This window comes from Agrobacterium sp. V1 (genome assembly GCF_030518355.1).
Lineage (GTDB): Bacteria > Pseudomonadota > Alphaproteobacteria > Rhizobiales > Rhizobiaceae > Agrobacterium > Agrobacterium cucumeris.
This window is the reverse complement of the sequence record NZ_JAULSF010000001.1, coordinates 2783156-2799830: the sequence shown is the minus strand read 5'-3', so window position 1 is coordinate 2799830 and position 16675 is coordinate 2783156. Positions and strand designations below refer to the sequence as shown.

Below are 16675 nucleotides of genomic sequence, written 5' to 3'. Positions count from 1 at the left end.
GCGAGTCACGCCAAATAGCTTCTCATCCCTGGTTTTCCATGACACTGAAGAGTGCTTGCCGTGCGCTACGCCATCTATTTTTCTCCGGCTAAAGATCATCCGCTGACTGAAGCAGCGTCGCGCTGGCTTGGGCGCAATGCATTTTCCGGTACGCTGCATGATGACCATGACGCCTATGCGGACATGACGGAAGAACCCCGCCGTTACGGTTTCCACGCGACCCTGAAGGCTCCCTTCGAGCTTGCCGAAAAATACAGCGAGGCCGAGCTTCTTGCCGCTGTCGAAGGTTTTGCCGCAAGCCAGCCGGCCTTCGATATTCCGCGTGTCGTCGTTGGCGCGCTCGGGCCGTTTTTCGCGCTGGTTCCAGACCGGACCTACCAGCCGCTGCAGGATTTTGCCGCCGAGATCGTCGACCATTTTGACCGGTTTCGCGCGCCTCTGTCCGAGACCGATATCGCCCGCCGACGGCCACAGATGCTGACGGAAAGCCAGCGGCAAAATCTGTCGCTCTGGGGGTATCCGCATGTCATGGACGACTTCCGTTTTCACATGACGCTGACCGGTCGTATCGACGAAGACGACCAGCCCGCCATGCAGGAGGTACTTTCGGCGCGTTTTGCCGAATTCGTCGATCAGCCTCTCACCATTTCCGGCCTCGCTTTGTTCATCGAAAAAACGCGCGGCGCGCCCTTTACCGTTCATCGCTGGCACCCGCTTGGCCAGCAGCCAAAGAAAGATGCGAACCCATGACCGAGCACGCCCTCTCCAATGCCCGTATCGTTTTGGAAGACGATATCATTCTGGGATCCGTTCTGATCCGCGACGGCAAGATTGCCGATATCAGCGAAGGCGCCTCCAAAACCGGGGAAGACCTCGAAGGCGACTTCCTGATCCCCGGTCTGGTAGAACTTCACACCGACCATCTGGAGCAGCACTATTCACCGCGCCCCGGCGTGATCTGGGACAAGATTGCCGCCATTCAGGCCCATGATGCACAGGTTGCGTCATCAGGCATCACCACCGTGTTCGATTGCCTGCGGCTCGGCTCGGATGAGGATGGCGGCTTCAAAAAGGGCGAAATGCGGGAAATGGCTGATGCCATCGAAGCGGCGGCGGATCAGAACCGTCTGCGCGCAGATCACCTGCTGCATCTGCGCTGTGAGGTCGCCTCCGCCGATGTGCTGGAACATTTCGAAGATTTCGAAACCGATCCGCGTGTGCGGCTGATTTCGCTGATGGACCACTCCCCGGGCCAGCGCCAGTTCCAGTCGATGGACCAGTACATCTTCTATTACCAGAAGAAGCGCGGGCTGAGCGACGAGGCTTTTGGCGAGTTCGTGCGCCGGCGGCAGGCCGCATCGGCCGAATATTCCGCCAAGCACCGGGATTATCTGGCCGCCAGCTGCGCCAAGCGCGGCATCACCGTCGCAAGCCATGACGACGCCACCGAAGCGCATGTGGGCGAAGCCATTGGCCACGGTGTTAAACTGGCGGAATTCCCCACCAGCGTCGAGGCTGCAAAAGCCTCGCATAGCGCCGGCATGAGTGTCTTGATGGGCGCTCCGAATATCGTTCGCGGCAAGTCCCATTCCGGCAACATCGCAGCTCGCGATCTCGCCGAGATCGGCGTGCTGGATGTTCTTTCTTCCGACTATGTGCCGTTCAGCCTGCTTTTCGCACCGTTCCTGCTCGCCGATCAGGTGGAAGCCATCACCCTGCCTGAAGCGCTCCGTATGGTCACCGCCACACCGGCTCGCACCGTTGGTCTTCTTGACCGCGGCCGTATCGCCACGGGATTGCGGGCCGATCTGGTTCGGGTTCACCGCGAAGATGGCGTACCGGTCACCCGCTCGGTCTGGCGTCAGGGCAAGCGCGTGGCATGACCGGCAACGGAGAAGGCAGCCGGCGCGAGAAAACGCCCGGCACGATGATTGTGGTTGTCGGCCCAAGCGGGGCCGGCAAGGATACGCTGATGGACTATGCGGCAACGCAATTATCCGGACGGCCCGGCTTCCACTTCACCCGCCGGGTGATTACCCGCAGTGGTGATGCGGGCGGCGAAAATCACGATGCCGTTTCGATGCAGGAGTTCAACCGGCTGCAGGATGAGGGCGCATTCGCCGTCTCCTGGCAGGCGCATGGGCTGAAATATGGTATTCCGGCTGCGGTCTATCGCCAGCTTGAGGCGGGAGACGTGGTCATCGCCAACGGTTCCCGCTCGGCTTTGCCTGAGTTCAGCTCCGCCTTTTCCCGCCTCAGGGTGGTGAACATTGTCGCCCGGCCGGAAGTGCTGGCGCGGCGGCTGGAACAGCGCGGACGGGAAAGCCGCGAGGATATTCTACGGCGGCTGGAACGCAGCTCGCTTGCGGTCGTCGGAGATTTTGACGTGACGACGGTGGATAATAGCGGCGCGATCGAAGATGCGGGCAAGACCATCATGCAGGTATTGGAACAAAGCGCCGGCCGCGACTGATCTTGATATCTGAGGCCCGGACCGCTCGACAAAAGGTCACGCAAAGCTTACCATCAGGCGACAAATTCCAAACATGGTACGCCAAGGCGAGGGATGCCCGAAAAGAGGGTCAGTGACGAGATAACTGTGGTGGCTGGTCTGGCCGCCGGCGTTAGCAATTATGCGCAGTCGCGGGGGATCGATATCGTCCCCATCTGCAAGGCTCTTAATATTGATCCCGCCACTTTCGACAGTCTGACGGAGCGCATAAGTCTCGACAGATTATGCCGATTGCTCGAAACCTGCGCCCTGATTTCCGGTGACGACGCCTTCGGGCTGCAATGCGCCTCCGCTTTTCCGGCCGGCGCATCCGGTGCATTTGGTTACGGTTTGATCAGCGCGCCGACGGTGCGGGCTTTCCTGCGGTTTCTTCAGGATCACGTTTATTACGCGACCAACAATAGCAATTTCACCATGGTCGCGGATACCACACATGTAACGCTTTCCTGGTCCTTCGCACCTGTCATTGCCAAGCGTGATCAATATGTGGATCTTTCCCTCACAGTGCTGATCCAGCGTCTTCGCGATATTCTGGGCGATCGGATCAATCAGGTCGAAATCGGTCTAGAGCGACAGAAACCGAATAATATTCAGCTATTTAAAGAAAGAATGACCAAACGGATCAGCTTCTCACAGGCGATCCACACGATACGTATTCCTGTGTCGCTCCTCGACGTGGCCAATCCGAACGCAGATGAGCGGCTGTTCGAACTGATGAACCTGCAATGCCGGATGTTGCGACCGGAAACATCGGCGGATGCAACACATTTCATCGATCAGGTAAAGCGGTATATGCAGATGCGGCTGTCGGATGCGGAGCTTTCGCTTGGCGAAATCGCCCCCTACTTCAATCTTTCCGAACGGAGTTTTCAGCGGCGGCTTGCCGAACTTGGCACCAATCTCAACGAGATAAAAGACGCCATACGCAAAAATGCCGGCTTCAAGCTTCTGGTGGAAAGCGACCTTTCGGTTTCCGACATAAGCTATCGCTTGGGCTATTCGACGCCCGGCGCGTTTTCGCGCTCCGTTTCCCGCTGGTTTGGGGCAACCCCGACGGATATTCGCAAGAAACACGCGCATCATTCCACCGGATAATACAGATTTTTCGCACCAATATTTCGAAATTGCACATTAAAATTCAGAATTATGTCGGCTTTTCCGGCTCCTGTGCCGAAACATAACAATAAAAGCGCAAAACTTGGCGCGAGATGTTATTCTATCGGCGCAGTATATCGCCTATTAGAGCGCCGCGTGGCCTTTAGGGTTTGACGGAAAACATTCCAAAGCTTTGAATCTGCACATTGTTCTGATCCAGAACCGAGCCCGGTTTTGCGAATGTCAGTGTGGCAGCACTCCCTGTGCCCCGGAACAACGTCGATGCGGGGCCAGCTGGCTGCGAAAGCAGCCATTATTGCATATTCCTGGTGCCAGATGAAACCTATTGGCGAAATTGACGTTTCCCTTCGCGTGCAGACAGAACGTTCGTGGGCGGGCCTCGGGGAATGAAATTATTACCTGACCGCACCGCCGGGAAGGTCAATCTCTTTTGAGGCAGAAAGAACATGTCTTTAAAAACGCCGCATGAACATCGCCAGACGCGCGAGATCGCCCTGTCGGACCGGGAACGGCACTATCTGGGACTGGTGGCACGGGGTAAACACCCCTCCCACATCGCCCTTGTGACCGGTGGGACCGAGGCAGAGGTGAAGGACGCGCTGGAAGCTGTGCGTAACCGGCTGGGTGCCACCAATCTGCTGAATGCCGTCAGCATTGCCCTGCTGCGTGGCCTGATCGAGCAGGATATCTGAGGCTTTTTCGCTCCAGCGGCTTATGTGGACGCGTTCCCTTCCCGTAAGCCCAAACCGGATGAGCGGCTTTCTGCGTCAAAATCCCCTCATTTTGATGGCGGGATGGCGGACCAAAAGCGGGCCGGAAATGATTTCCGGTCCATATCGACGCAAATGCAAAGCGGCCATAAACGGTTTACCCGGCGGATCATCAGGTCCGCCGGGTTTTCATTTTACAACTGTTTAAAGCGACTGGATTTCAGCAAGGATATCGCTTTCGACGACGATGCCGCTTTCCAGCGCCTGCCGGCGAACGCCCTGGCTACGGCGGCCGGGCAAACGCACATTCTCCTGCTTTTCTATCTCACCGGCGATGAGCGCCAGTCGTTCAGTAAAGACTGCACCACCCGAGGATACGGGATCGATGACGATAATCGTGTGGCCGAGTGACGGTGGCGCGCCCTTGTCATCCAGAAGGGAAGAGGCTTCGAACGCGAAATTTCCTCCGGTCAGCGCGGCGGCCATGATTTCCACCATCAGCGCCAGTGCGGCACCTTTCGCCTCGCCGGCGGGCACCATGGTTCCCTCGATGGCTTCTTCAGGATCGGTGGTTGGCCGGCCGTTTCTGTCGAGCGCCCAGTCCCCCGGAATAGTTTCGCCCTTCTGACGGGCCGCCATGATCTTTCCGCGTGCTACCTTGGAAAGCGCCAGATCGATCACCAGAGGATCAACGTCGCCAACCGGGGTCGCGAATGCGATTGGATTGGTGCCATAAAGGGGTTTGTTGCCACCCCACGGGGCCATGGATGCCGGCGCATTGGCGAACATCAGCGCAACAAGACCCATCTCGGCAAAACGTTCGACAGTTAATGCCATGACGCCGGCGTGATGGGAGCGATGGATGGCGGCAAGCGCAATGCCCTGCTGCCGGGCCATTTCAGGCAACTGCTCCAGCGCGCAATCAATCGCCGGATAGGCATAACCGTGGTTGGCGTCGATCGACAGCACACCCGGCTTCACGCGCGTCGCCACCGGCCGCGCCTTGCCATCGACTTTTCCCACCCGCGCCTGGCGGACATAAACGGGGATACGGCGAAAACCGTGACCGCTCTGGCCTGCCGCTTCGGATGCGACGAGCGCCTTCGCCACTGAGCGGGCGTTCTGCGGCAGAACGCCGTTGCGCTCAAAGATAGAGGAGACGAGATCCTCCGCCTCTGCGATTGAGAATTTCATTCCGGAATGCCTCTGCTTGGTAAAGTCGACAAAGACCTACACCATCGAAAACATTCGCGAAATCTTATTCACGCGCAAACGGATGTGCGCGTGAGGAATAGTGGACATGCCCGTTAATTTAAACGGGTTCTAGCGGATGCTGATCGGCAGCGTGATCGTCTTGCTTGCTTCCGGAGGCGGAGCAGGCACGGGTGACGCGCTCTGGATCCAGGCCGCAATCTGCTGGTCGATTGAGGAATCGCCGGTGGACTGGACCACGCTGACCCCACTGATCGCGCCTGCGTCATTGACCCTGAACCGCACCGTTGCCGTCATTGCATCACTGCGAAGCGAACGTGGCTTGCGCCGCTGGATATGGGAACGAACCTTCGATCCCCACTTTGCCGGTGAGGCAGACGACGATGAGAAGAAACCGGCATTGTTGCGCGATGCCGCTGTCCTGTCGGACTGCTGTGCCTCGGCCTTGGCCGTTTCGCGCAATTCCGATGCCTGCTGCGGTTTGGGGCGCTGGCGCTCGACCTTCTTCTTTTCTTCCGGTTCTTTCTTCTCGACCTTCTTTTCAACGGGCGGCGGTGGCGGCCGAATGACAGGCAAGGGAACCTCGATATTTTCGAGTTCCGCCATCATCTGTTCCTGCACGGGGTCGATCTGCTCTACCGGCTCAGGAATTTCCTGTGGCTCGACAATCTCCTCAACCGGCGGTTCCGGCGGCTGCACAGGCTCCGGCGGCGGCGTTTCCGCAACCGGTTCCGGTGGCGGCGGCTCTTCCGGTGGAGGTTCCTCCATCGGCTGGCTGTTGTCGCTCTTTACCTCTTCGGCGTCCTCGACATCCTGCGCCGGTGTCGTTTCTTCAGTGTTGACGGCTTCCGGTATCGCCGCCATCTCGATCATGATCGCGGCTGGCGGTGGCCCGCCGGCATCGAGTTCTTCCGGTTCCTGCATCAGATAATAGGCAAAACCGGCATGAACGCTCAGCATGAGCAGCGCCGCGGCGGACCACAGCGTCACTTCCCCCAGACGGGAATGTCGGGACTGCGGGTAGCCGTTTTCAGTCATGGCGCCGATCCCGGCGCCGTCGGCGCGGCGGGTTGGGCGGCATTGGCGGGCGGCGATGCCGCACCGACATTTTCCAGACCCACCAGGGCGATCTTCAGGTAACCGGCATCCCTGAGCAGGTTCATAATTTCCATGAAGTGACCGTAGTCAACGGCCTTGTCGGCGCGCAGGAAAATGCGCGTATCCTTTTTGCCGCCCGTCTGCCTGTCAATCGAGGCCGCCAGTGCTTCCCGGGCAACGACATCATTGCCGAGGTTAAGCGAGAGATCGTCCTTGACCGTCAGATAAAGCGGTTCTTCCGGACGCTCCGCCGGCTTGGCGGTGGATGCGGGGAGATCGACATTCACATCCACCGTGGCCAACGGCGCAGCCACCATGAAGATGATGAGCAGAACCAGCATCACGTCGATAAAGGGCGTGACGTTGATCTCGTGGTTTTCGGAGAGATCGTCTCCACTATTTTCGCGAATACCGCCAGCCATGACCGATCACCGTCCAACCAGCGACACTGCGGGCTTGCTGGTGCTGCCCGGCGGAATGCGGCGGAAATCGAGATCGCGGCTCACGAGACGCTCCACGCCGGCGGCGGCATCCGCCAGCAGATGACGGTAACCGGTGATGGAGCGGGCAAAGACGTTGTAGATCACCACCGCCGGAATAGCGGCAACGAGGCCGATCGCGGTGGCGAGCAGCGCCTCGGCAATACCCGGCGCCACGACGGCAAGGTTGGTGGTCTGCGATTCCGAAATGCTGATGAAGGAATTCATGATGCCCCAGACCGTGCCGAACAGGCCGACGAAGGGAGCGGTGGAACCGATAGTCGCGAGAGCACCGGTTCCGCGCGACATGCGGCGACCCGCATGGGTCTCAATACGCGACAGCGCCGAGGAGACACGCTCCTTGATGCCACCGCCGTCCGTGTGTTCGACCACCGCATCGGAAAGCTGCATTTCATGGGTTGCCATGCGCAGCATGAGTGCCGCCGGTCCGCCCTTGTTTTCGACGGCATCAGTCGCTTCAGTCAGGGTTTTCGCCCGGCGAATGACCTTGAGTGTTGCACCGGCACGCACCCGCGCACCCGCGAGCTCGATAGACTTCGCCACCCAGACCGTCCAGGTGACGAGCGACGCGAAAGCAAGGCCGATCATCACGCCCTTCACGACCCAGTCCGCAGCCATGAACATGCCCCATGGCGACAGGTTATGCGGGATATCAGCACGATGTTCGGCACTTGTGGGTTCGGCGCTAGTAGGCTGGGCGCTGGTGGGCTCGGGATTGGCGGGCTCTACCGGAGTAGAGACTTCGTTCGGCGCAAGTGTTCCGTTCGCCTGAGGCGGCTGCTCGGTCTGCGTCGGCTGCGGCGCAGCACCTTCAGATGTGGACTGAGCGGGTGCAGGCTGGTTCGATGGCGGCTGGGCGGGTGTGGCAGCCGGCTGTTCCGGTGTGGTTGCGGAAGGCGGGGTGACAGGCTGGAGCGCCGGAGCGCTTGGCGTTGCGGGCGTTTCCACCGGCGGCTGGGCAGGCTGAACCGTTTCCGCCTGAGGTGCAGGTTGGGCCTGGGGCTCGGATGCTGTCTGAGCCAAAACCGCGCCGGCACTCAGCCCGGCCAGCAGGGTAACTGCCGCAGCAAGGGAAACGTGCCGTGTTTTGTTTGCCCTGTTGAAGGATGCGGAAGAAGTGGAGGTCTCAGCTGACATAATTTTTATCCCGGATTCCGTCGATGAACTCATCCGCAGATTGGCCGGTTTCTGAAAGCCGGGGTCATGAACGGATGCCGTCGTGAAAGCTTGACGTTCCGATAATAAACCTGAGTTCTTTTGACAACTATTATATTATTAAAAGACGACGCGTAAACTCTTCTTTACAAAAAAGTGACTGTCCGAGTGGCTTCAGGTGTTTTGCGAAGGCGAAAATTGCGCCACGAGGGCGTGCCGGTCGCCGGGATAGGTCACACGAACGCTCGTGACATAGTCCGTCCCGTGCCAGGTGCGGCGATCTATGACCAGACAGGCCGCACCGGATGCGATGCCCAGCGCCGCCGCATTCTTGCGATCGGCGGAGACGGCGCTGATGCGATGTTCGGCTGCACTCCAGGGCACCATCTTCAACAGCCAGGTGCCCGGACCGGTCTGCGAAAAATCCGCAACTTCCGCTTCCGGGACGGCAGTGACATTTATAATGCGTTCTTCAAGGCAAAAGGGAACGCCGCCGGCAAAATGCGTGCAGGTGAGCTCCAGCACCCGCGCGTCGGCGGCAAGCGCCATTGCCTCACTGTCTTTTTCACCCGCGGGGCGCAGACGTCGCTTATCGAGACGGTATCCGTAAACGAGGCCGAGCGCCTGAACCTCCCGCTCGATATCATGGATTTCCAGCACGGCCGATTGCGCATGGGGCTGGCGAACGAAGGTGCCGAGCCGCCGGCGTCTTTCAATCAGGCCGCGCTGTACCAATTCGCCCAACGCCTTGTTCACCGTCATGCGCGAGCAGGCGTATTGCCGTGTCATCTCGTGTTCGAAAGGAATACGGTATCCCGGCGGCCATTCGCCCGACATGATATGGCGCTCGACATCGTTGCGGATGCGCTCGTGCAGTGATTTCTCCTGAAGATCGGCACCTGTACTCCTCATCCCGATGCTTCTCTCCTCCCGGTTCGCTGGATCAACTAGCCATGGGCAGCGGCGGCAATCGCCTCGCTGCGAATTTCCTCCGTCAGCTTCGCGCGCAGCTGCGAGAATTCCGGGCTGGCCTTAACGGTGTAGTGACGCGGATGCGGCAGGTCGACCGGCGTGATCGACTTGATGCGCCCCGGCCTTGCCGACATTGTCACCACACGCGACGCCATGAAGACTGCCTCCTCGATGTCATGGGTGACAAAAATGACGGTCTTCTGCTCCCGCTCCCAGATGCCGAGCAGCAATTCCTGCATCAGCCCGCGCGTCTGGTTGTCGAGAGCGCCGAAAGGCTCATCAAGCAGCAGGATTTTCGGGCCGTTCGCCAAAGCACGGGCAATGGCGGTCCTCTGCTGCATGCCGCCGGACAGTTGTTTCGGCCAATGGTTTTCAAAACCGCGCAGGCCGACCTTGTCGATATAGCTATCGACGATCTCCCATTTTTCCTTCTCGGCCACACCACGTTCGCGCAGACCGAAGGCGACGTTTTCCCGGATCGTCAGCCAGGGAAACAACGTGTAGGACTGGAATACCATACCGCGATCCGCACCCGGTCCGGTCACCGCCCGGCCGGACAGCAGGACCTCGCCGGTCGTCGGACGGTCAAGCCCGGCGATGATGCGCAGCAGGGTCGATTTTCCGCAGCCCGACGGGCCTAGGATGGTAACAAAATCATTGCGCGGTATTTCCAGATTGGTCGGCTGCAAGGCCAGCGTCGGCTGCCCGCCCTGCACGCCCGGAAAGGTGCGGCTGACGCCCTTGATAATAAGTTCACTCATCAGGCAAGCCTCCAGGCGAAAAGCTTCCGGTTCAGCGATTTGAATGCGAAATCGGAAATGAGGCCGATAACACCGATGACGATGATGCCGAAGATGATCTGCCCGGTTGCCATCAGCGCCTGACTGTTGATGATCATATAACCGATGCCCGAGGAAGCACCGATGAGTTCGGCGACGATGACATAGGTCCAGGCCCAGCCAAGGACGAGGCGGAGGATTTCGGCAATATCGGGCGCATTGGCGGGAATGAGAACACGGCGGACCACGCCTCTGTCTTTTGCGCCGAGGGTATAGGCGGCCTCCACAAGGTCCCGTCGCGTGCCGGCAACCGCCACGGCCACCATCAGGATGATCTGGAAAACCGCGCCGATGAAGATAACCAGCAGTTTCTGCATCTCACCAATGCCGGCCCAGAGAATGAGCAGCGGCACGAAGGCGGATGCCGGAAGGTAGCGGGCGAAGGAGACGAAGGGCTCCAGCAACGCTTCGATGGGCTTATATGCCCCCATAGCGATGCCGAGCGGCCCGGCGACCACGGATGCCAGCACGAAACCGCCCACCACGCGCCAGATGGTCATGCCGATATCGCCGGCAAAGCCCTGATCAGTCAGCAGATAGATGCCGTCCTTCAGCATGGTGATGGGGTCCGCCAGAAAGGTCGGGGATACAAAGCCCCCAAGCGTGGCAAGGCCCCAGGCGGAGAAAAACAGCACGAAGAACAGAATGCCGAGGGCAATTCTCGTGCTGTTCCTGATGGGTTGAAGTGGTTGCATTCTGTCGCCTGTCTGGGAGAACCGGCGCGGCAGCTGCGCCGCGCCCTCAAAACGCTTTCCACACCATTCCCGGCGTGGAAGACGCTTTTCTGCATGTCATTGGCGACAACATTCCGGCAAGGGAATGTAGCCGCCTGTGCGCGTTACTTGATGAAGGACGTATCTGCGAGCGTCGAAAGATCGGGCTTCGACTTGATCACGCCGATTTCGAGAAGCAGATCGGCCGACTTTTCGGAAAAGGTCTTGAATTCGCCCTCGAAGAACTTCTGGTTGGCGGCCTTGTCCTGCCATTCCAGGAACTTTGCAGAAGCTGCAAAGGCCTCTCCCGCCTGCTTCACATCCGCGCCCATCGTCGCATAGGACTTCTCAGGGTCCGTCTTGATGAGGTCGAGCGCCTGGAAATAGCTGTCCGCCAGAGCCTTCGCCGCCTGCGGATTGTCCTTCAGGAAATCCGGCGTGCAGCCGAACGTATCCATGACGGCCGGATAATCGAGCGTCGTGGCGAGGATTTTCCCCTTGTCGGGCGCGGCGCGCACGGTGGAGAGATAAGGCTCATAGGTCATGGCCGCATCATTCTGGCCGGCGACGAATGCCTGCGCGGCCGGTCCCGGCTCAAGGTTGACGACCTTGACATCCTTCAGGGTCATGCCGTTTTCCTTGAGGATCCAGGCAAGGAAGAAATAGGGGGAGGTGCCCGGCGCGGAAGCGGCAATCGTCTTGCCCTTGAGATCAGCGACGTTTAAGACGTCGCCGCGCACCGCGATACCATCAGCCCCATGGGATTTGTCCATCTGGAAAATCTGCGTGGACTTCACGCCATTGGCGTTCCAGGCGATCCAAGTTTCCACCGTGGTGGCAGCACACTGGATATCACCCGACGCAAGGGCCAGATGCCGGCTGGCCTGCGGTATCTTCTTGATATCGACCTTCAGGCCGTTCTTTTCAAAAATGCCCGCCTGCTTGGCAAGTGTCAGCGGCGCAAATCCGGTCCAGCCGGACATGCCGATGGTGACCGATGTTTCAGCATAGGCGGAAGCGGATGAGAAAAGCGATGCAATTGTGGCGAGAACCCACGTTTTTTTCATGATCTGAACCCCTTTTGATTTATTTTTGTGCGACGTTTTTTATCGCTTTATTTGAGGCATCGTAGGCAGGGTTTTTAGATTTGTCTAGACAAAGTAGAGGCGCTTGCGCGCTGCCGGAAAGATTGCAAATCGGTCGCCTACCGTCCTACACATAGAGTGACAGGGACCTGCACAGGTCCGCCGTTTTTCCATCGGGCTGCCATGACCAGACAGAGACGTCGCAACATCATCAAGGCAAGGCGCACCGGAACCGGCATTGCGCTGGTTGCCGCCATTTCCTTCATCGCCGGCATGACGGATGCGGTGGGTCTTTACGTTTCCGGAGATTTCGTCTCCTTCATGACCGGCAACACGACGCGCGCCGCAGTCTCCATGGAGTCAGGCATATACTCCCACGCTGCCAAACTGCTTTTCGCCATCGTTGCTTTCGTGGCGGGCAATGCCGGCGGCATCGTGGTGGCGCATAAATTCGACCGGCGCATCTTCGCAGTTCTTATGGCGGTGGGCGGGCTGGTGGCGATTGCAGCGCTGCTGCGCGACGAGGCCTCCGGTCTCCTGCAATTTTATCTCGTCGTTTTTGCGATGGGCATGGTCAATGCCGCCGTGGAGCATATTGAGGGGCTGCCGATCGGCCTCACCTATGTGACCGGCGCTCTTTCCCGTTTCGGCCGCGGCATCGGTCGCTTTCTTCTCGGCGAACGCAGCCTCGACTGGGGCATCCAGATCGTGCCATGGCTTGGCATGCTCACCGGCGCAATCTGCGGTGCGGTGTTGGGCGCGACGCTGCATTCGGATGCGCTGTGGGTGGTTGCGGCTTCGGTTTTCGCCATAGCCTTCGCAACCCTCGTCATTCCGCGCTCGCTCCGCCAGCGATACAATCAGCGGGTCAAAATCCGGCGAATTGCGCCGTAACGGCTGCCGCCGTCACTTTCGCGAAATGGTGACGAATTTCGTGCCGCGCACCCGCACCGTCATCAGGCAGGGCTCCTTGTCGGTGCGTTCGCAATAACGCGGATGCATTTTCAGCACGAAGACCATGTTGCCGAAACGCTTGATGAAATCGTAGCCGTAAATCCGGGCTGTGGCGATCATCAGATAACCACCCTCTTTTACCTGGACGTAGAAATTATAGGGGCATCCCTCATCATCACAGGCGCGGCCTTTTTCGCCGTCGCAATCCAGAACACCGTGATTAACGACGGCATCCATCAGGCCGTCATTATTGATATCCAGCCGTGTAACGAAATCGTCACCAAACGCCGCCACCTTGCACTCGTTGCGAAAATGGTCCTTTTCATAAATCTCGGGATCGTTCACCAGTTGCTGCTGTGCCGCCAGCGCCACCGGAAACATCAGAAGAACCAGTGTCTGAAGAGCGACAACGATAGCGATTCGCACGGCATTTTCCTTTGCATCCGTTTCGGTTATGGATGTTGCGATCATCCGGGCGGCCAGCCTAGAGTTTAGTGCTTGCGCGACACTGACGTGTTCGCGGCCCATGTTTCGGGGGGAACCTTTTCATGACACTGCTGGGTTTTCTCGACTATGCCGGTGTCGCCATCTTTGCTGCAACCGGTGCTCTGGCTGCCTCACGCAAGCAACTGGACCTGATCGGCTTCCTGTTTTTCGCAGCCGCGACAGGGATCGGCGGCGGCACGGTGCGTGACCTCGTGCTGGGCAGGGCGCCAGTCTTCTGGGTGGTAAACCCGACCTATATTCTTGTCTGCGTATCGGTCGCGGTTTTGCTCTTCTTTACAGCACATCTTTTCGAATCCCGTTACCGGGTGCTGTTATGGCTTGATGCCCTTGGCCTCTCCGCTTATTGCGTGATGGGAGCAGCCAAGGGCCTCGCCGCAAGCGGCTCTGCAACCGTTGCCATTGTCACCGGTGTTCTGACGGCCACATTCGGCGGCGTGCTGCGCGATATTCTCGCCGGGGAACCTTCCGTCCTCCTGCGACCGGAAATCTACATTACCTGCGCGCTTTTGGGCTCTTCCACCTTCATCATCGTCTATTTCCTCGGCGCGCCGCTTTATGCGGCATCAGCCGTCGGCGTATTGACGGCTTTCGGCGTCCGCTCTGGAGCTCTGATCTTCGGATGGACTTTTCCGCCCTACAAGGCCAAGCCCGGCAGGCGCCCCGAAGATATAATGAAGTGAGCGATAAAGTCGCCTGAAACAGAAATGGCGCCCGTGGGCGCCATTTTCATTTTCGGTCTCTGCCGAAACCTCAGCCGCGCTTGCGACGAAGGCGGATGACCACATCCACATGGGCGATTTCCATGCCTTCGGGCGCTTCCGGCAGGTTGCCGATGTGGAGATTATTGACGGGAATATCGAGAACCTCGTTCTCGCCCTCGACGAAGAAATGGTGGTGATCCGATACGTTGGTATCGAAATAGGTGCGGGCACCTTCGACAGCCAGAACGCGGATCAGGCCAGCTTCGGTAAACTGATGCAGCGTGTTATAAACCGTGGCGAGAGAAACAGGCACGCCAGCGGTGACCGCCTCATCGTGCAGTTCCTCGACCGTCAGGTGGCGATCACCCTTTGCGAAAAGAAGATCGCCCAAAGCCACACGCTGACGCGTGGGGCGCAGCCCCGAGCGCCGCAGCCTCGTTCCGATATCCAAAGTGGCGTCAAATGCCATGCAATCCCATTCCAAGCACAGGGGTGAAATTCACCAATTGCATTAGCATATATCTTTTGCAGCGAATGCTTTCAATAGTTTCAGCGTCGCCGAGTGTCGCAAATGGCTGCAAACCGGCCATTCTTGCAAATTTCCTCTGGTTCCTTCCCGATGGTTCCTGTATGCGGACGGCACATTGAGGTAATGACTTCTGCAAAGAAGGTTCTGAAGACAAAGAATGGGGGCGAAACGGCCTTTGCCCTTGCAGCGCTTCATTTTGAACCTAACTTGCTCTAGTGAAGTCAATCAACACCAGTAACTGGGGAAGTGAAAGCGGTATGGCAACGAGGCAATCAAGTTACAATTACGAGGAGATCCTGTCCTGCGGTCGCGGCGAATTGTTCGGCCCGGGAAATGCCCAGCTCCCATTGCCCCCCATGCTGATGGTTCACCGCATCACCGAAATTTCCGAAACCGGCGGCGCGTTCGACAAGGGTTTCATCCGCGCCGAATACGATGTCAGCCCCGATGACTGGTATTTTCCCTGCCATTTCCAGGGCAACCCGATCATGCCGGGGTGCCTCGGCCTTGACGGCATGTGGCAGCTGACCGGTTTCTTCCTCGGCTGGCTGGGTGAAGAAGGCCGCGGCATGGCGCTTTCCACCGGCGAAGTCAAATTCAAGGGTATGGTTCGCCCGAACACCAAGCTCCTGCAATACGGTATCGATTTCAAGCGTGTGATGCGCGGCCGTCTGGTGCTTGGAACCGCCGACGGCTGGCTGAAGGCCGACGGAGAAACCATTTATCAGGCGACGGACCTTCGTGTAGGGCTGTCGAAAGAAAAGACCGCCTGAAGCAGACGGAATAAGTCTTGGCAAGGCCGGGCGGCGTCGGTCGTCCAGCCGAAATCTTAAGAAAAGGTCCCTTTCATGAGACGAGTTGTTGTCACCGGCCTCGGTATTGTTTCTTCCATCGGCGGTGATGCCGCTGAAGTCACCGCATCGTTGCGCGATGCCAAATCCGGCATTTCATTTTCGCCGGATTTTGCCGAACACGGTTTCAAGTGCCAGGTCTGGGGCAAGCCGTCTCTTGACCCGACCGATCTGGTCGACCGGCGCGCCATGCGCTTCCTGTCGCAGGGCGGCGCGTGGAACCATGTCGCCATGAAACAGGCGATCGCCGATTCCGGTCTCGAAGAGAGCGACATCAGCGGCAATGAACGCACCGGCATCATCATGGGTTCGGGCGGTCCGTCCACCCGCACCATTGTTGAAGCCGCCGATATTACGCTGAAGAACAACAGCCCGAAGCGCATCGGCCCCTTCGCCGTGCCAAAGGCCATGTCGTCCACCGCGTCCGCAACGCTCGCCACCTGGTTCAAGATCCACGGCGTCAACTATTCGATCTCGTCTGCCTGCTCCACCTCGGCGCATTGCATCGGCAACGCCGCCGAGATGATCCAGTGGGGCAAGCAGGATGTGATGTTTGCAGGCGGCCACGAAGACCTCGACTGGTCGATGTCCAACCTCTTCGATGCCATGGGCGCGATGTCGTCCAAATATAACGAAACGCCGTCTCTCGCTTCACGGGCCTATGACGTCAATCGCGACGGCTTCGTCATCGCTGGCGGCGCTGGCGTGCTGGTTCTCGAAGAACTGGAACATGCAAAGGCGCGCGGTGCCAAGATTTACGCCGAGATCGTCGGTTATGGCGCAACCTCCGATGGTTACGACATGGTGGCCCCGTCAGGCGAAGGCGCAATCCGCTGCATGCGGCAGGCGCTCGCCACCGTCAAGGGCGACATCGACTACATCAATACCCACGGCACCTCGACGCCGGTTGGCGACAGCAAGGAAATCGGTGCGATCCGCGAAGTCTTCGGCGACAGGATTCCGCATATCCAGTCGACAAAGTCCCTCACCGGCCATTCGCTGGGTGCAGCCGGCGTGCAGGAATCGATCTACGGTCTGCTGATGATGCAGGAACGCTTCATCGGCGAAAGCGCGCATATTTCCGAACTCGACCCGGAATTTGCGGGCGTTCCGATCGTTCGCAGCCGCATCGACAACGCCAAGATCGACACCATCCTTTCCAATTCCTTCGGCTTCGGCGGCACCAACGCCACGCTGGTCTTCCAGCGTCATAACGGATAA

The 16675-nt window shown here is 58.8% G+C and carries 19 protein-coding genes; 9 read left to right on the top strand and 10 right to left on the bottom strand.

Features of this window, described 5'->3' with window-relative positions; translation table 11 throughout:
* Positions 1–51: 51 nt before the first annotated feature.
* The 5 genes from QSV77_RS13410 to QSV77_RS13390 all read left to right on the top strand — a co-directional run bounded on the left by QSV77_RS13410 (position 52) and on the right by QSV77_RS13390 (position 4320).
* Positions 52–750, top strand: a complete 699-nt coding sequence (locus QSV77_RS13410) for a DUF1045 domain-containing protein (RefSeq protein WP_161991291.1) — start codon at positions 52–54, stop codon at positions 748–750.
* The gene (locus QSV77_RS13405) at positions 747–1883 is read left to right on the top strand and encodes an alpha-D-ribose 1-methylphosphonate 5-triphosphate diphosphatase (protein WP_271360510.1); all 1137 of its coding nucleotides are present in this window, start codon (positions 747–749) and stop codon (positions 1881–1883) included. The genes QSV77_RS13410 and QSV77_RS13405 overlap by 4 nt, the downstream gene beginning before the upstream one ends.
* Positions 1880–2473, top strand: a complete 594-nt coding sequence (gene phnN / locus QSV77_RS13400; protein WP_161991290.1) for a phosphonate metabolism protein/1,5-bisphosphokinase (PRPP-forming) PhnN — start codon at positions 1880–1882, stop codon at positions 2471–2473. The genes QSV77_RS13405 and phnN overlap by 4 nt, the downstream gene beginning before the upstream one ends.
* A gap of 93 nt (positions 2474–2566) precedes the next feature.
* Positions 2567–3607 (top strand): AraC family transcriptional regulator, encoded by a 1041-nt coding sequence (locus tag QSV77_RS13395; protein ID WP_302733773.1) that lies wholly within the window; start codon positions 2567–2569, stop codon positions 3605–3607.
* A gap of 467 nt (positions 3608–4074) precedes the next feature.
* Positions 4075–4320, top strand: a complete 246-nt coding sequence (locus QSV77_RS13390; protein WP_302733772.1) for a LuxR C-terminal-related transcriptional regulator — start codon at positions 4075–4077, stop codon at positions 4318–4320.
* 222 nt (positions 4321–4542) lie between these two features.
* Here the strand turns inward: QSV77_RS13390 and QSV77_RS13385 are convergent, their stop codons facing one another.
* The 8 genes from QSV77_RS13385 to QSV77_RS13350 form a co-directional block, all read right to left on the bottom strand.
* Complete coding sequence (locus QSV77_RS13385; protein WP_142840788.1) at positions 4543–5532, bottom strand: Ldh family oxidoreductase; 990 nt, start codon at positions 5530–5532, stop codon at positions 4543–4545.
* 129 nt (positions 5533–5661) lie between these two features.
* Positions 5662–6588, bottom strand: a complete 927-nt coding sequence (locus tag QSV77_RS13380) for a TonB family protein (RefSeq protein ID WP_142840787.1) — start codon at positions 6586–6588, stop codon at positions 5662–5664.
* Positions 6585–7070 carry a TonB system transport protein ExbD gene (exbD, locus tag QSV77_RS13375; RefSeq protein ID WP_302733771.1) on the bottom strand — a complete coding sequence of 162 codons (486 nt, stop codon included), beginning with the start codon at positions 7068–7070 and terminating at the stop codon, positions 6585–6587. The genes QSV77_RS13380 and exbD overlap by 4 nt, the downstream gene beginning before the upstream one ends.
* A gap of 6 nt (positions 7071–7076) precedes the next feature.
* Positions 7077–8285, bottom strand: a complete 1209-nt coding sequence (gene exbB, locus QSV77_RS13370; RefSeq protein ID WP_142840786.1) for a tonB-system energizer ExbB — start codon at positions 8283–8285, stop codon at positions 7077–7079.
* Between the two features lie 192 nt (positions 8286–8477).
* Positions 8478–9215 carry a histidine utilization repressor gene (gene hutC, locus QSV77_RS13365; protein WP_302733770.1) on the bottom strand — a complete coding sequence of 246 codons (738 nt, stop codon included), beginning with the start codon at positions 9213–9215 and terminating at the stop codon, positions 8478–8480.
* A 35-nt stretch (positions 9216–9250) separates the two neighbouring features.
* Entirely contained in the window at positions 9251–10036 is a 786-nt protein-coding gene (locus QSV77_RS13360; RefSeq protein WP_142840784.1) for an ABC transporter ATP-binding protein, read from the bottom strand.
* Positions 10036–10809 carry an ABC transporter permease gene (locus QSV77_RS13355; protein ID WP_302733769.1) on the bottom strand — a complete coding sequence of 258 codons (774 nt, stop codon included), beginning with the start codon at positions 10807–10809 and terminating at the stop codon, positions 10036–10038. Before QSV77_RS13355 ends, QSV77_RS13360 begins: the two co-directional genes overlap by 1 nt.
* A 143-nt stretch (positions 10810–10952) precedes the next feature.
* Entirely contained in the window at positions 10953–11894 is a 942-nt protein-coding gene (locus QSV77_RS13350) for an ABC transporter substrate-binding protein (RefSeq protein WP_302733768.1), read from the bottom strand.
* A 201-nt stretch (positions 11895–12095) separates the two neighbouring features.
* Between QSV77_RS13350 and QSV77_RS13345 the strand changes: the two genes are divergently transcribed.
* Positions 12096–12806 (top strand): YoaK family protein, encoded by a 711-nt coding sequence (locus QSV77_RS13345; protein ID WP_142840781.1) that lies wholly within the window; start codon positions 12096–12098, stop codon positions 12804–12806.
* A gap of 12 nt (positions 12807–12818) precedes the next feature.
* Here the strand turns inward: QSV77_RS13345 and QSV77_RS13340 are convergent, their stop codons facing one another.
* Positions 12819–13337: a hypothetical protein gene (locus QSV77_RS13340; RefSeq protein WP_142840780.1), complete on the bottom strand. Its 519-nt coding sequence runs from the start codon at positions 13335–13337 to the stop codon at positions 12819–12821.
* Positions 13338–13414: 77 nt separating this feature from the next.
* Between QSV77_RS13340 and QSV77_RS13335 the strand changes: the two genes are divergently transcribed.
* A complete protein-coding gene (locus QSV77_RS13335) occupies positions 13415–14053 on the top strand; it encodes a trimeric intracellular cation channel family protein (protein ID WP_142840779.1) in 639 nt (212 codons plus the stop codon).
* Positions 14054–14123: 70 nt separating this feature from the next.
* Here the strand turns inward: QSV77_RS13335 and irrA are convergent, their stop codons facing one another.
* Entirely contained in the window at positions 14124–14543 is a 420-nt protein-coding gene (gene irrA, locus QSV77_RS13330) for an iron response transcriptional regulator IrrA (RefSeq protein WP_046799156.1), read from the bottom strand.
* A gap of 317 nt (positions 14544–14860) precedes the next feature.
* Here irrA and fabA point away from each other — a divergent pair, with 317 nt between their 5' ends.
* Together fabA and fabB are read left to right on the top strand one after the other, a co-directional pair.
* On the top strand, positions 14861–15376 hold the full coding sequence (gene fabA / locus QSV77_RS13325) for a 3-hydroxyacyl-[acyl-carrier-protein] dehydratase FabA (RefSeq protein WP_035219583.1): 516 nt from the start codon (positions 14861–14863) through the stop codon (positions 15374–15376).
* Positions 15377–15451: 75 nt separating this feature from the next.
* Complete coding sequence (gene fabB / locus QSV77_RS13320; RefSeq protein ID WP_046799155.1) at positions 15452–16675, top strand: beta-ketoacyl-ACP synthase I; 1224 nt, start codon at positions 15452–15454, stop codon at positions 16673–16675.

Excerpts from the sequence above, each read along its gene's own strand:
- QSV77_RS13405 (WP_271360510.1), top strand. The coding sequence starts at position 747 with ATGACCGAGCACGCCCTCTCCAATGCCCGTATCGTTTTGGAAGACGAT.
- phnN (WP_161991290.1), top strand. The coding sequence starts at position 1,880 with ATGACCGGCAACGGAGAAGGCAGCCGGCGCGAGAAAACGCCCGGCACG.
- QSV77_RS13395 (WP_302733773.1), top strand. The coding sequence starts at position 2,567 with ATGCCCGAAAAGAGGGTCAGTGACGAGATAACTGTGGTGGCTGGTCTG.
- QSV77_RS13390 (WP_302733772.1), top strand. The coding sequence starts at position 4,075 with ATGTCTTTAAAAACGCCGCATGAACATCGCCAGACGCGCGAGATCGCC.
- QSV77_RS13385 (WP_142840788.1), bottom strand. The coding sequence starts at position 5,532 with ATGAAATTCTCAATCGCAGAGGCGGAGGATCTCGTCTCCTCTATCTTT.
- QSV77_RS13380 (WP_142840787.1), bottom strand. The coding sequence starts at position 6,588 with ATGACTGAAAACGGCTACCCGCAGTCCCGACATTCCCGTCTGGGGGAA.
- exbD (WP_302733771.1), bottom strand. The coding sequence starts at position 7,070 with ATGGCTGGCGGTATTCGCGAAAATAGTGGAGACGATCTCTCCGAAAAC.
- exbB (WP_142840786.1), bottom strand. The coding sequence starts at position 8,285 with ATGTCAGCTGAGACCTCCACTTCTTCCGCATCCTTCAACAGGGCAAAC.
- hutC (WP_302733770.1), bottom strand. The coding sequence starts at position 9,215 with ATGAGGAGTACAGGTGCCGATCTTCAGGAGAAATCACTGCACGAGCGC.
- QSV77_RS13360 (WP_142840784.1), bottom strand. The coding sequence starts at position 10,036 with ATGAGTGAACTTATTATCAAGGGCGTCAGCCGCACCTTTCCGGGCGTG.
- QSV77_RS13355 (WP_302733769.1), bottom strand. The coding sequence starts at position 10,809 with ATGCAACCACTTCAACCCATCAGGAACAGCACGAGAATTGCCCTCGGC.
- QSV77_RS13350 (WP_302733768.1), bottom strand. The coding sequence starts at position 11,894 with ATGAAAAAAACGTGGGTTCTCGCCACAATTGCATCGCTTTTCTCATCC.
- QSV77_RS13345 (WP_142840781.1), top strand. The coding sequence starts at position 12,096 with ATGACCAGACAGAGACGTCGCAACATCATCAAGGCAAGGCGCACCGGA.
- QSV77_RS13340 (WP_142840780.1), bottom strand. The coding sequence starts at position 13,337 with ATGATCGCAACATCCATAACCGAAACGGATGCAAAGGAAAATGCCGTG.
- QSV77_RS13335 (WP_142840779.1), top strand. The coding sequence starts at position 13,415 with ATGACACTGCTGGGTTTTCTCGACTATGCCGGTGTCGCCATCTTTGCT.
- irrA (WP_046799156.1), bottom strand. The coding sequence starts at position 14,543 with ATGGCATTTGACGCCACTTTGGATATCGGAACGAGGCTGCGGCGCTCG.
- fabA (WP_035219583.1), top strand. The coding sequence starts at position 14,861 with ATGGCAACGAGGCAATCAAGTTACAATTACGAGGAGATCCTGTCCTGC.
- fabB (WP_046799155.1), top strand. The coding sequence starts at position 15,452 with ATGAGACGAGTTGTTGTCACCGGCCTCGGTATTGTTTCTTCCATCGGC.